Annotated in this window: 21 protein-coding genes; all 21 read right to left on the bottom strand. The window is 63.2% G+C overall.

Annotation, left to right across the window (positions count from 1 at the left end):
* Positions 1–143 precede the first annotated feature (143 nt).
* The 21 genes from rplQ to rplP all read right to left on the bottom strand — a co-directional run bounded on the left by rplQ (position 144) and on the right by rplP (position 12,641).
* The gene (gene rplQ, locus GQO94_RS11550) at positions 144–566 is read right to left on the bottom strand and encodes a 50S ribosomal protein L17 (protein WP_156841582.1); all 423 of its coding nucleotides are present in this window, start codon (positions 564–566) and stop codon (positions 144–146) included.
* Between the two features lie 91 nt (positions 567–657).
* On the bottom strand, positions 658–1,716 hold the full coding sequence (locus tag GQO94_RS11555) for a DNA-directed RNA polymerase subunit alpha (protein ID WP_156841583.1): 1,059 nt from the start codon (positions 1,714–1,716) through the stop codon (positions 658–660).
* 109 nt (positions 1,717–1,825) lie between these two features.
* Positions 1,826–2,215, bottom strand: coding sequence for a 30S ribosomal protein S11 (gene rpsK / locus GQO94_RS11560; protein ID WP_058736858.1), 390 nt, complete (start codon positions 2,213–2,215; stop codon positions 1,826–1,828).
* Between the two features lie 63 nt (positions 2,216–2,278).
* Positions 2,279–2,647 (bottom strand): 30S ribosomal protein S13, encoded by a 369-nt coding sequence (gene rpsM / locus GQO94_RS11565; RefSeq protein WP_156841585.1) that lies wholly within the window; start codon positions 2,645–2,647, stop codon positions 2,279–2,281.
* Between the two features lie 291 nt (positions 2,648–2,938).
* The gene (locus GQO94_RS11570) at positions 2,939–3,670 is read right to left on the bottom strand and encodes an SRPBCC family protein (protein WP_156841587.1); all 732 of its coding nucleotides are present in this window, start codon (positions 3,668–3,670) and stop codon (positions 2,939–2,941) included.
* A 28-nt stretch (positions 3,671–3,698) separates the two neighbouring features.
* Positions 3,699–4,343, bottom strand: a complete 645-nt coding sequence (locus tag GQO94_RS11575) for an adenylate kinase (RefSeq protein WP_156841589.1) — start codon at positions 4,341–4,343, stop codon at positions 3,699–3,701.
* Positions 4,344–4,375: 32 nt separating this feature from the next.
* Positions 4,376–5,743, bottom strand: coding sequence for a preprotein translocase subunit SecY (gene secY / locus GQO94_RS11580; RefSeq protein ID WP_156841591.1), 1,368 nt, complete (start codon positions 5,741–5,743; stop codon positions 4,376–4,378).
* A 192-nt stretch (positions 5,744–5,935) separates the two neighbouring features.
* Positions 5,936–6,418: a 50S ribosomal protein L15 gene (rplO, locus tag GQO94_RS11585; protein WP_156841593.1), complete on the bottom strand. Its 483-nt coding sequence runs from the start codon at positions 6,416–6,418 to the stop codon at positions 5,936–5,938.
* A 110-nt stretch (positions 6,419–6,528) separates the two neighbouring features.
* Positions 6,529–7,698, bottom strand: a complete 1,170-nt coding sequence (locus GQO94_RS11590; protein ID WP_198045930.1) for a hypothetical protein — start codon at positions 7,696–7,698, stop codon at positions 6,529–6,531.
* 87 nt (positions 7,699–7,785) lie between these two features.
* Positions 7,786–7,962, bottom strand: coding sequence for a 50S ribosomal protein L30 (rpmD, locus tag GQO94_RS11595; protein WP_156841597.1), 177 nt, complete (start codon positions 7,960–7,962; stop codon positions 7,786–7,788).
* 5 nt (positions 7,963–7,967) lie between these two features.
* Positions 7,968–8,750, bottom strand: coding sequence for a 30S ribosomal protein S5 (rpsE, locus tag GQO94_RS11600; RefSeq protein ID WP_156841599.1), 783 nt, complete (start codon positions 8,748–8,750; stop codon positions 7,968–7,970).
* Positions 8,751–8,752: 2 nt separating this feature from the next.
* Positions 8,753–9,091, bottom strand: coding sequence for a 50S ribosomal protein L18 (gene rplR, locus GQO94_RS11605; protein WP_156841601.1), 339 nt, complete (start codon positions 9,089–9,091; stop codon positions 8,753–8,755).
* Positions 9,091–9,624, bottom strand: a complete 534-nt coding sequence (gene rplF, locus GQO94_RS11610; RefSeq protein WP_156841603.1) for a 50S ribosomal protein L6 — start codon at positions 9,622–9,624, stop codon at positions 9,091–9,093. The genes rplR and rplF overlap by 1 nt, the downstream gene beginning before the upstream one ends.
* Complete coding sequence (rpsH, locus tag GQO94_RS11615; protein ID WP_156841605.1) at positions 9,624–10,019, bottom strand: 30S ribosomal protein S8; 396 nt, start codon at positions 10,017–10,019, stop codon at positions 9,624–9,626. The genes rplF and rpsH overlap by 1 nt, the downstream gene beginning before the upstream one ends.
* Positions 10,020–10,030: 11 nt before the next feature.
* Positions 10,031–10,336 carry a 30S ribosomal protein S14 gene (rpsN, locus tag GQO94_RS11620; RefSeq protein WP_156841607.1) on the bottom strand — a complete coding sequence of 102 codons (306 nt, stop codon included), beginning with the start codon at positions 10,334–10,336 and terminating at the stop codon, positions 10,031–10,033.
* A gap of 42 nt (positions 10,337–10,378) precedes the next feature.
* On the bottom strand, positions 10,379–10,960 hold the full coding sequence (rplE, locus tag GQO94_RS11625; protein WP_156841609.1) for a 50S ribosomal protein L5: 582 nt from the start codon (positions 10,958–10,960) through the stop codon (positions 10,379–10,381).
* The gene (gene rplX / locus GQO94_RS11630) at positions 10,953–11,273 is read right to left on the bottom strand and encodes a 50S ribosomal protein L24 (protein WP_156841611.1); all 321 of its coding nucleotides are present in this window, start codon (positions 11,271–11,273) and stop codon (positions 10,953–10,955) included. Before rplX ends, rplE begins: the two co-directional genes overlap by 8 nt.
* Positions 11,273–11,641, bottom strand: a complete 369-nt coding sequence (rplN, locus tag GQO94_RS11635) for a 50S ribosomal protein L14 (protein ID WP_156841613.1) — start codon at positions 11,639–11,641, stop codon at positions 11,273–11,275. Before rplN ends, rplX begins: the two co-directional genes overlap by 1 nt.
* Before the next feature lie 56 nt (positions 11,642–11,697).
* On the bottom strand, positions 11,698–11,991 hold the full coding sequence (gene rpsQ / locus GQO94_RS11640; protein WP_156841615.1) for a 30S ribosomal protein S17: 294 nt from the start codon (positions 11,989–11,991) through the stop codon (positions 11,698–11,700).
* A gap of 12 nt (positions 11,992–12,003) precedes the next feature.
* A complete protein-coding gene (gene rpmC, locus GQO94_RS11645) occupies positions 12,004–12,207 on the bottom strand; it encodes a 50S ribosomal protein L29 (RefSeq protein WP_156841617.1) in 204 nt (67 codons plus the stop codon).
* A gap of 2 nt (positions 12,208–12,209) precedes the next feature.
* Positions 12,210–12,641 (bottom strand): 50S ribosomal protein L16, encoded by a 432-nt coding sequence (rplP, locus tag GQO94_RS11650; protein WP_156841619.1) that lies wholly within the window; start codon positions 12,639–12,641, stop codon positions 12,210–12,212.
* Between the last annotated feature and the right edge of the window lie 5 nt (positions 12,642–12,646).

A 12,646-nucleotide genomic window follows, 5' to 3' on the forward strand; every position in this document is an offset into this window, starting at 1 on the left:
GCCAAAGTGGGGCTCGGCCACGCCAGCCACAAGGCCGCCGCCAACCGCAGCGCGATACTCACAATGATCCTCTCCACACGCAAAAAACGGCCGCGAGCCTAGCACTCGCGACCGTTCCTGCAATCTTGCCAACCTGAAGGAGATCAGGCCTCTTCGTATTCTTCCGCTTCGTTCATGACCGGACCGGAGTCCTTGCCCTTGGCATCAGTGTCACGGTCGACGAGCTCGATGATCGCGATCGGCGCAGCGTCCGACATGCGGATGCCGGCCTTGATGATGCGCGTGTAACCACCGCTGCGACCCGCATAACGCTCGGCCAGAACCTCGAACAGCTTGGCTTCCTGCGCTTGGTCCATCAGCCGGCTGTGCGCCAGACGACGGTTCGAAAGGCCGCCACGCTTCGCCAGCGTGATCAGCTTTTCGACGTAAGGGCGCAGTTCCTTGGCCTTGGGCGTCGTGGTCTGGATCTGCTCATGCTTGATGAGCGCGGCGGCCATGTTGCGCAGGAGGGCGGCGCGGTGGCCGGACTTGCGCTGCAACTTACGGCCGGAAATCTTATGGCGCATTGAATTTATTCCTTCGTTCGCTAGCGGGCCGTATCAGGCACCCGCTGTCAGGCCGGAAAACGGGGTCCGGCCCAAGCCCCTGGAGCGGTGATCAGCCGAGCAGTTCCTGCTCGAGCTTCTTCGCCATTTCCTCGATGTTCTCGGGCGGCCATCCGGGGATGTCCATGCCGAGACGCAGGCCCATGCTCGAAAGCACTTCCTTGATTTCGTTGAGCGACTTGCGGCCGAAATTCGGCGTGCGCAGCATCTCGGCTTCGGTCTTCTGGACCAGATCGCCGATGTAGATGATGTTGTCGTTCTTGAGGCAGTTGGCCGAGCGTACCGACAGCTCCAGCTCATCCACCTTCTTGAGCAGGTAGCGATTGAGCTGGTTGGTGTCGCTCTCTTCGGGGGCGGCAGCAGCCATGCCGATCATCGGCGACTGGCCAACCGGAGCCACGTCCTCGAAGTGGACGAACAGCGCGAGCTGGTCCTGCAAGATGCGCGCAGCGTAAGCGACCGCATCTTCGGGCGTGACCGTACCGTCGGTTTCAACGGTCAGGTTGAGCTTGTCGAAGTCGAGCTCCTGACCGATACGCGCGTTGTCGACCTTGTAGCTGACCTGCCGAACCGGCGAATAGAGCGAGTCGATCGGGATCAAGCCGATCGGCGCATCGATCGGACGGTTCTGCACCGCCGGAACGTAGCCCTTACCGACGTCCGCCGTCAGTTCCATGTTCAGCGTCGCGCCCTCGTCGAGGTGGCAGATCACGAGGTTCTTGTTCATCACCTCGATGTCGCCCGTCACCGCGATGTCGCCCGCCTTGACTTCGGCCGGACCGATCGCCGACAGCTGAAGGCGCTTCGGCCCTTCGCCCTGCATGCGCAGCGCGATCTGCTTGACGTTGAGGACGATGTCCGTCACGTCCTCGCGCACGCCGGCCAGCGAGGAGAACTCGTGGAGCACGTTGTCGATCTTGATCGAGGTGATTGCGGCACCCTGAAGCGACGACAGCAGGACACGGCGCAGGGCATTGCCGAGCGTGAGGCCAAAGCCGCGCTCGAGAGGTTCCGCGACGAAGGTCGCGCGGAGCTTGGGGTCGGCTCCGGGCTTGATCTCAAGGCTGTTCGGCTTCTTGAGCTCCTGCCAGTTCTTCATGTTGACGCTCATGGACTTCCCCTGGGGTTTTCTTGCTGGCGGCGGTCACAGACCCGGAGACCCGGGCCGGGACCGATCCTGACAGCGGACGGCGACCGGTTCGCCGCCCGCTTGGGCTCGATCAAACGCGGCGACGCTTGGAAGGACGGACGCCGTTATGCGGGATCGGCGTAACGTCCCGGATCGAGGTGATGGTGAAGCCAACGGCCTGCAGGGCGCGAAGCGCGCTCTCACGACCCGAGCCGGGGCCCTTGACCTCGACTTCGAGCGTGCGAACGCCGTGTTCGGCCGCCTTCTTGCCGGCATCGTCGGCCGCGACCTGCGCGGCGTACGGGGTCGACTTGCGGCTGCCCTTGAAGCCCATCATGCCGGCGGACGACCATGAAATGGCGTTGCCCTGGGCATCGGTGATGGTCACCATGGTATTGTTGAAGCTGGCATTGACGTGCGCGATGCCGCTGGAAATGTTCTTACGCTCGCGGCGCTTAATGCGCTGGGGTTCGCGTGCCATGATCGTCTGTCCTGTCGAATAGAGCTGGGGAAGACCGGGTGCCCCGTGAAGGGGCGCGCCGGCTTACTTCTTCTTGCCGGCGATCGGCTTGGCCTTACCCTTGCGGGTGCGCGCATTGGTATGCGTGCGCTGGCCACGAACCGGCAGGCCCCTGCGGTGACGCAGGCCACGATAGCAGGCGAGATCCATCAGACGCTTGATGTTCATCGCGGTTTCGCGGCGAAGGTCGCCTTCGACGGTGTGATCGGCGTCGATCGTCTCGCGGATCTGCAGCACTTCGGCGTCGGACAGGTCCTGGACGCGGCGGGCGTGATCGATGCCCAGCTTATCCGCAATTTCGACCGCCTTCTTGCGGCCGATTCCATGGATGTAGGTAAGCGCAATGATAACGCGCTTGTTGGTGGGGATGTTGACCCCGGCAATACGAGCCACTTAATTCTCCTGCTCCACAGGGCCAAACTGGCAGGCCCTATCTCATAGCGTAACACCCGCAAAACAGGCCGCCCGGTCGGGCAGAAATCCGGTATGCGTCGGGCATGATTTTGCCCGAGATTCCGAACCGTTCTGTCGAGTGAAGGGCGCGCTTAGACCGATTCGGCTGCACTGTCAACGGCAGTGCAGCGCAAACGGGAGGCCCACGACACGTCACTGCCGAGGCCTCTGGCGATGGAGAGAAACCTACTCCGTTTTTCCCCGTCAGTCAAAATATGGCCGCAGCCGAACTCATCGGCCCTCGATCGGGGCCGGCACGAATGCGTCCTCCGCGGCGGCGTCGGGATCGATCGGGAGAATCGCCGGCGGCGTGGCTTCTTCCGGCAATTGCGCCGGATCTGCGGACTTCGACGGCATCGGCCCTTCGCCGTCTGCTGTCGCATCGGGAGCCGTCATTCCGGTCGCCGTCGGGACCAGCGTGCCGCCAAGGCGGTCGGCCAATCGGCTGAGTTGATCAGCGAGAACCCCATCGACCGCCGGCGCCATGCGCGCCATGGGCGTGCGCATGTAGCCCGCGACGACATATTCCATCAGGATCCGAGTAGCGCCGTCTTCGGATTTGAGCTGGAACGTCAGCGTCCCGACCACGGCATCCGACTGCAGCGGCCCGAGAGCACCCGACAAGCGCAGCGCGCGAGCACGTTCGATGTAGATCACCCGCAGATGCTCGACGCTTCCGAGAGGGGCGGCATTCGGAGATTCCGGATTGCGCAAGATCTCGCACCAGCATCCGCCGGCGCGCGCATCCAGGGAAAGATTCGCCGCGTCCGCCGAAAACGTGTGCGCCGGGTTCCACCACCGTGAGGGCTCCACCAGGACGTCCCAGGCTTCCTGCGCAGACACCGGCACTTCGGCAACTTGCCGGATGACAAATCCGCGTTCGGACGCCTCGCTCACGTTCGCGAGGGCGGGAGAAGAGAACGACAGAAAGGCGAGCAAGGCCGAGAGCGCGCACTTCAACATCTGTTCCCTCCTGTCCCGGGCTTACGGTTCAGCCGATGATCGCCTCGATCGCTTCGGTCACCGAATCCATGTCGGCCATGCCATCGACCCGGCTGACGATACCTTTGGCCTCGTAGAACGGCAGGATCGGAGCCGTCTTGGCGCGATATTCCGCCATCCGGGTCCGAACCGTCTCTGCGTTATCGTCCGGGCGGCGCTTGAACTCGGTGCCGCCGCACTTGTCGCACGTGCCAGGCAAGCGCGGCTGCTCGAACTTGTCGTGATAGCCCTTCCCGCACGACGCGCAGGTAAAGCGGCCGGTGATGCGCTCGACCAGCGCGTCCTCGTTGACGTCGAGCTCGATCACGTGATCCAGCGTGCGGCCGCGATCGGACAGCAGTTTTTCGAGCGCCTGCGCCTGGGCTTCGGTCCGGGGATATCCGTCGAAGATGGCGCCGGATTCCGGCCCCATGGAATCGAGTTCCTCGCCGATGATCCCCGAGACGATCTCATCGGATACGAGTTCGCCTCGCTCCATCACCGCCTTGGCCTTCAGCCCGGTCGGCGTTCCTGCCTTGACCGCGGCACGTAGCATGTCTCCCGTCGAGAGCTGGCGCATACCGCGACGCTCGACAAGTCGCTGCGACTGGGTGCCCTTCCCCGCTCCCGGCGGGCCCAGAAGAATGATGTTCACTTAGCCTCGATCCCCCGTGTCTCGACGCGCGCCTAGCGCAAACGGCCTTTCAGTTTGGCCTTCTTGATAAGGTCACCATACTGGTGCGCCAGCAGGTGCGACTGGATTTGCGTGATCGTGTCGACAGTGACGTTGACCACGATCAACAAGCTGGTTCCGCCAAGGAAAAGCAAGGGCAGACCGGTCTGCGAGATAAAGTATTCCGGTACGACGCACACCAAGGTCAGATAGATCGCGCCGACCACGGTAATCCGCGTGAGGACGTAATCGAGATAGTTGGCGGTGTTCTTGCCGGGACGAATCCCGGGAATGAAGCCGCCGTTCTTCTTCAGGTTGTCCGCCGTCTCCTCAGGATTGAAGACGACAGCGGTGTAGAAGAAGCAGAAGAAGATGATGCCGGCGGCATAGAGCAGCATGTACAGCGGCTTGCCGTGACCCAGGTACTGGTTCAGCGAAACGACGAAGCTGCCAAGCGCGGTATCCGTCGAAAGCGAATTGCCCGCGAACTGCGTGATCGTCAACGGCAGCAACAGCAGCGAACTGGCGAAGATCGGCGGAATGACGCCTGCCGTGTTGATCTTGAGCGGCAAGTGGCTGCGATCGGCCTGCATCATCCCGCGCTGGGTGGCGCGCTTGGGATACTGGATCAGCAGCCGCCGTTGCGCTCGCTCCATGAAGCAGATGAAGAGGATCAGCACGACGATCAGCGCGATCAGCGACAGGATCAGAAGGCTTCCGGTATCGCCCGCGCTATACTGTGCCATCAGCTGCGAGACGAACGTCGGCATCTGCGCGACGATGCCCGCCATGATGATCAGCGAAACGCCGTTGCCGATGCCGCGCGAGGTGATCTGCTCGCCCAGCCAGAGCAGGAACATCGTGCCGCCGACGAGATTGATTACGGCGCCCACGCGGAACATGTAACCGGGGCTGACGACCGCCTGCAGGCCGCTCTGCGCGGCGTAGGCTTCGAGGCCGGTGGCGACGAACCACCCCTGGATCGCGCACAGCAGCACCGTGCCGTAGCGCGTGTACTGATTGAGTTTCTTGCGCCCGGCCTCGCCTTCCTTCTTCAACGCCATCAGCGCGGGATGGAGCGAGGCGGCAAGCTGTACCACGATAGAGGCGGTGATGTACGGCATCACCCCCAGCGCGATCAGGCTCATCCGCGAGAGACTGCCACCCGAAAAGGTGTTGAACAGGTCGAGAATACCGCCCTGAGTCTGGCTGTAGAGCGACTGCAGCACCAGCGGATTGATGCCGGGCAACGGCACGAAGCTCAGAAACCGGAACACGATCAGCGCTCCGATCGTGAACCAGATCCGCTTCTTGAGCTCGGTCGCCTTGGAGAAATTGGCCAGGCTCAGGCTGCTGGCAATGTTGTCGGCGCGGGAAGCCATTACGTCGGGAAAGCCTTCGTTATACGATTCGACAAGGCCTTAACGCCTGTGGCGCGGCTTGTCGAACCCGTGAAAGTGGTTGCCAATATAGTTCGTCGGTCGCCGGGTGAAACCCGTTGTCGCCGGAACGCAGAAAGGGCGAAGCGCCTGGCGCCCGCCCTTTCGTACGATACCGATCAAATCACGGCAGGCTCAGGCCTCGACCGTCTCCTTGACGACGGTCACTTCGACCGAACCGCCGGACTTTTCCACGGCCTCACGAGCGCCCTTGGAGGCACCGGCGACCTTGAAGCTCGCCTTGGAGGTCAGCTCGCCCTTGCCCAGCAGTCTCACGCCGTGCTTGCCGCCGCGGGCCAGACCGGCCGCCTGCAGCGCCGCCTGATCGATCGTCGAAGAGGCATCGAGCTTGCCCGCATCGATGGCCTTCTGGATCATGCCCAGGTTCACTTCGGCGTAGTCCTTCGCGAACTTGGTGTTCGAGAAGCCACGCTTCGGGAGCCGCATGTGCAGCGGCATCTGGCCGCCTTCGAAGCCCTTGACGGCAACGCCCGAACGGCTCTTCTGGCCCTTCTGGCCACGCCCGCCGGTCTTGCCCTTACCCGAGCCGATGCCACGGCCTACGCGCATGCGGCGATGACGGGCACCTTCGTTGTCACGGATTTCATTCAGTTTCATATCTGCACTCGCTTTCGCTTTTGTCGCGCTAATGGGAAGGCGGCCCCTTAAGGAAAAGAGTGACCGGTGTCACCCCCTAATTCCCGTTGGACCGCCCGATGGTCCGGACGTCAGTAGCCGGCCGTACGCACAGAGATGGTGGTCTCACCGGGAACTTCCACTCCGAACGGATTGCGCGCGGCGCGCCAGCGTAGCTGCGCGATACCGATTGCGCAGATTTCCGCATCGAAGTCCGGCACCGCGGTTCCCGGCTCGAGCCGGCAGGATGTCGGAGCGCCTTTCGCATCGATCTCGAAGGTCACGCGCTGAACGCTTCGTTTTTGGCGCATCAGCTGCTTCTGGTACTTCGAGCCGATGTCGATCAGCGCCTTGCGATAGGCGAGCTCACTCTTTTCCAGCATGCGCGGCTCCTCGCGCAGTTCCTCGAAGGTGCCCGGCGCAAGCCTTGGCCGCATTCTCAGAACCGCCGACTGCCATTTCATCGCCCGCGCCAGCTGCAACGGCGATTGCGCATCGGGCATCGCCCGGCAATTCGTCCCGGTAGGATCCGCCCCGGCTTTGAGCAGATAATCGACCGCAACCGGTTCACGGTACGCAATCGCCCAGGCGAGCGGCGTCATTCCGAACATGTCGGGCTGGTGAAGCAGAGACGGCTCGCGGCGACGAAGCTGACGCAGCCGCCAGGCATCCCCGCGCCGCGCAGCCTCGGCGGCATCGTATTGCGTTCGGGGCGCGCCCAGTTTCACGAAACCCGAACCGGTTCGAGTCGGAGTGAGCGAGGGATCGGTCGGCCTGCAGATGTCGCCATAGGGATAGCCAGGATCTGCCACGATCTCGCGATTGTATTGCGTCGCGAAACGCTCGAGGTCGGGCCCGGTCTCCCGACCATCCTGCGTCTCGGCGATCATGCCGCGCACGGTCCAGGCATCGAGCCCGTTCGGCAGCGCGCATTGGACGCCGTATGTCGCGTCGACTTCTTCCGATGCGGCACCGTTCGCGATCAGACGAAAATCCCCTGCCTCGACCGCCTCATGCGCAGCTTGGCTAGGATCGAGCTTGCCCGCAGCGAATGCCCTGCGCAGCGCCGCGTCACTCTCGCGATGGGCGGCGATCGCCGCAGGGGCCAGCAAGGCCTCGTCGCACACCGTCAAGGCCTTGCCCTTTTCGATGCCGCCGTCGCTGACGTTTTCCTCGGTCTGCTCGCATCCCGCCACCACCAGCAGGCCCACGAGAGCCAGGGTCCCGAGCACAGATCTGCCTGACGGATTCCCGCGAAACATGGCTTCTCTCATGCCAAAGGGGCCCCGGCCTTACGACCGGAGCCCCTTGTGATGACCGGCAACCTGATTACCGGCAACCGGCAACGATCAGTCGACGACCGTGACCAGGTGAGGCACCTTGGCGACGGCGCCACGCACCTCGGCCGTGTCCTCGATCTCGACGACGCGATGCATCTTGCCGAGGCCGAGACCCACGAGGATCTTCTTCTGGCTCTCGGGCCGACGGATCGGCGAACCGATCTGCTTGAGCTTGATCTTGGCCATCTGGATTACTCCGCAATCGCTTCGGCAGCGGCCTCGGCCTCTACCTCGGTCACACCACCCCGGCCGAGAAGGTCAGCGACCTTCTTGCCGCGACGCTGCGCCACCGACTTCGGCGAAGTCTGCGTGGTCAAAGCGTCGAACGTGGCGCGGATCATGTTGTAGGGGTTCGAGGTCCCGACCGACTTGGTCACGACGTCCTGAACGCCCAGGCTCTCGAAGACGGCGCGCATCGGACCGCCGGCGATGATGCCGGTACCCGCAGGCGCGGTGCGCACATTCACGCGACCGGCACCGAAGTGACCACGGCCATCGTGATGCAGCGTGCGACCTTCCTTGAGCGGAACGCGAACCATCTTCTTCTTGGCCGACGCGGTCGCCTTGGTGATCGCCTCGGGCACTTCGCGCGCCTTGGCGTGACCGAAGCCGACGCGACCCTTGCCGTCGCCCACGACGACCAGCGCCGCAAAGCCGAAGCGCTTGCCGCCCTTCACCGTCTTGGAAACGCGGTTGATGTGGACGAGCTTCTCGATCAGCTCCTCGCCATCGTCGTCGCCGCGACGATCGTCGCGACGGCCACGACCACGGCCGCCGCCACGGTCATTGCGATCGTTACGACCACGACCACGGCCACCGCCGCCGGGGCCACGACCACCGGGGCCACCGCTATGGCCGCCACCGGCGTTGCCGCCGGATTCGCGCGCATCCTGCGGCTCGGCGCCTTGCGGGTGCTCCGCGGCGATCGGGTTCTCGGCCAACTGTTCGGCCGTCTGGTTGTTTTCTTCTGCCATGATCAGAACTCCAGCCCGCCTTCGCGGGCGGCATCGGCCAGCGCCTTGACGCGGCCATGATAGAGGAAACCACCGCGGTCGAACACGACGGTCGTCACGCCGGCCTTCTTGGCAGCCTCGGCAAGCTCCTTGCCGACGCGCGTCGCGGCGTCGGTGTCGGTGCCCTTCCCGCCCAGCGTATTCGCGGCGGCAAGCGTCCTGCCCTGCAGATCATCGATGATCTGCGCGTAGATGTGCCGGCCGGTGCGGTGCACCGAAAGACGAGGACGGCCAGTGGCCTGCGCGCGCAACGAAGTGCGGACGCGCTGGCGACGGCGTTCGAAAAGCGAAAGCTTGGCCATTACTTCTTCTTCCCTTCCTTGCGGAAGATGTACTCGCCGCGGTACTTGATACCCTTGCCCTTGTAGGGCTCGGGCTTGCGCCAGCGACGAATTTCGGCCGCGACCTGGCCGACCTTCTGCTTGTCGATCCCGGAAATCTCGACGGTCGTGTTGTCGGGCGTCTTGATCTCGATGCCCTCGGGCACGTCGATGTCGACGTCGTGCGAGTAGCCGAGCTGAAGCTTGAGCTTCTTGCCCTGCGCCGAAGCACGATAACCGACGCCGGTGATCTCGAGAACCTTGGTGTAACCCTGGGTCACGCCTTCGATCAGGTTCGAGACGAGCGTGCGCTGCATGCCCCAGTGGCTGCGCGCCTGCTTGCTGTCGTTCGCGGGATGAACCGAGATCGAACCGTCTTCCAGCTTGTACGAAACGTAGTCGGACAGACCCATCGAAAGCGTGCCCTTGGGCCCCTTCACCGACAGCGAGCCGTCCTTCATCTCGGCCGTGACCCCACTCGGGATCGAGACCGGCTTCTTACCGATGCGGCTCATCAGAACACCTCCGCGAGCACTTCGCCGCCCACGTTCTGCGAGCGGGCCTCGGCATCCGAGAGCACGCCGCGCGGCGTCGAAACGATGGTGATGCCAAGGCCGTTGCGCACGATCGGCAGTTCCTTGGAACCCGAATAAACGCGGCGGCCGGGCTTCGAAACGCGGGCAACATGCTTGATCGCAGGCTCGCCTTCGAAATACTTCAGTTCGATCCGCAGCTGCGGGTGCTTGCCCGAAGCATCCTCGGTGTAGCCACGAATGTAGCCTTCACGCTGGAGCACTTCGAGAACGCGGGTACGCAGCTTCGACGCCGGCGAAAGGACCGAGTCCTTCTTCGCCTGCTGGCCGTTGCGGATACGGGTGAGCATGTCACCCAGGGGATCGGTCATAGCCATCTGCTAATTCCTTACCAGCTCGACTTGGTGACGCCGGGGATCATGCCCTTGTTGGCAAGATCACGCAGCTCGATACGGCACAGGCCGAACTTGCGGTAGTAACCGCGGGGGCGGCCGGTCGTGGCGCAGCGGTTGCGCACGCGCGTCGGGTTCCCGTTGCGGGGAATCTCGGCCAGCTTGAGGCGGGCAATCAGCCGCTCGGTTTCGTCAAGCGAGGTATCGTCGGCAATCGCCTTCAGACGCTCGTACTTGCCTGCATACTTCTTCACGAGCTTCTTGCGACGCTCATTCTTGTTTACGGAACTCAGTTTCGCCATGGACTTAAGCTCTCTTTCGCGTGTTCAATTCAAGGCAGCGGCTTACGCCGCTTCCTTCTGTTCCGCCTCTTCGACGGGGAACGGGAAGCCGAACAACCGGAGCAGTTCGCGCGCTTCCTCGTCAGTCTTGGCCGTGGTGGTCACGATGATGTCCATGCCACGAACCTTCTCGATCCTGTCGTAGCTGATCTCCGGAAAGATGATCTGCTCCTTCAGGCCCATCGCATAGTTGCCGCGGCCGTCGAACGACTTCGGGTTAAGACCACGAAAGTCACGGATGCGGGGCATCGCGATGGTCACCAGGCGATCGAGGAATTCGTACATGCGCTCACGACGGAGCGTCACCTTGCAGCCGATCGGCATGCCTTCACGCAGCTTGAACTGCGCGATCGACTTGCGGGCCTTGGTGATCACCGGCTTCTGGCCGGCAATCAGCTGCATTTCCTCGGCAGCGATCTGGACCTTCTTCTTGTCCTGGCTCGCTTCGCCAACGCCCATGTTGAGCGTGATCTTCTCGATCCGCGGGACCATCATGTGGTTGGCGTAACCGAACTTCTCGGTCATCGCCTTGATGATCTCGTCGTCGTACTTCGAGCGCAGACGCGGAGTATAGGAATCAGCCATCGATGGTCTCCCCGGACTTTACGGCCACACGGACCTTCTTGCCGTCCTTGGTTTCGAAGCGAACGCGGGTCGGCTTGCCGTCCTTGGGATCGGCAACCGAAACCTTGCTGATCGCCATCGGCGCCGGAACGCGGTCGATGCCGCCCTGCGGGTTCGCCTGGGTCGGCTTGCGGTGACGAGTGGCTACGTTGACACCTTCGACCAGGACCTTGCCTTCTTTCGGCATGACCTGAAGAACAGTGCCGGTGCGGCCCTTGTCCTTGCCCGAACGGACGACGACGTTGTCACCCTTCTTGATCTTCGCGGCAGCCATCACAGCACCTCCGGAGCGAGCGAGATGATCTTCATGAAGCCACGGCCACGCAGTTCGCGGACCACGGGGCCGAAGATACGCGTGCCGATCGGTTCCTCATTCTTGTTGATGAGGACCGCGGCGTTCGTGTCGAAGCGGATCACGCTGCCGTCGGGACGACGCACGTCCTTACGGGTGCGAACGATCACGGCGCGGTGCACGTCGCCCTTCTTCACGCGAGCACGAGGCTGCGCTTCCTTCACCGACACCACGATGATGTCGCCGACGCCCGCGGTACGACGCTTAGAGCCACCCAGCACCTTGATGCACTGGACGCGCTTCGCGCCGCTGTTGTCCGCGACGTCGAGATTGGATTGCATCTGGATCATCGATCCGGTTCCTTCTCACTGGCTTGCCGGTACGGGTCCGGCAGTTCCAAAATACGTCAGTTGCTGCCCGCTGCCTCGACATCGAGGTTGGCTTCGACCGCAGTGCCCTTGCTCGCCTGCAGACGATCGAGCACCTTCCACGACTTGGTCTTGGAGATCGGCTTGGTCTCCTCGATCCGCACGCGGTCGCCGGTCTTGTAGCCGTTCTCCTCGTCGTGCGCGTGATAGCGCTTCGAGCGACGGATGATCTTGCCGTAGAGCGGGTGCTTAACCTTGCGCTCGACCAGCACGGTCACGGTCTTGTCGGTCTTGTCGGAAACGACGGTCCCGATCAGGATTCGCTTGGGCATCGTGTTTCCTCCTTACTTCGCAGCCGCGGCGCGCTCGGCCTGGAGCGTCTTGATGCGAGCGATGTCGCGACGCACTTCCTTGATCCGCGCAGGGCGCTCCAGCTGGTTGGTCGCCGCCTGGAAGCGAAGATTGAACTGCTCGCGCTTCAGATCGGTCAGATCGGTGACGAGCTGATCATCGGTCTTGGCGCGCATGTCTTCAGTGTTGCTAGCCATTGTCAGCCTCCCAGGTGCGAGGTGTCGCCGAGACGGGCAACGACCTTGGTCTTGATCGGCAGCTTCATCGCGGCGCGGCTGAACGCCTCGGCCGCGAGCGGCCCGGCAACGCCGTCGAGCTCGAACAGGATCCGGCCCGGCTTCACGCGAGCGGCCCAGTATTCGACCGAGCCCTTGCCCTTACCCTGACGGACTTCGGCAGGCTTCTTCGACACCGGCACATCCGGAAAGATGCGGATCCAGAGGCGACCCTGGCGCTTGATGTGACGCGTGATCGCCCGCCGAGCGGCCTCGATCTGGCGTGCAGTGATCCGCTCGGGTTCCATGGCCTTGAGGCCGTAGGATCCGAAGTTCAGATCGGTGCCGCCCTTGGCGTCGCCCTTGATCCGGCCCTTGAAGGCCTTGCGGAACTTGGTTTTCTTCGGTTGCAGCATGTTGC

The sequence above is a fragment of the Novosphingobium aquimarinum genome, from assembly GCF_009746585.1.
Classification (GTDB): Bacteria; Pseudomonadota; Alphaproteobacteria; order Sphingomonadales; family Sphingomonadaceae; genus Novosphingobium; species Novosphingobium aquimarinum.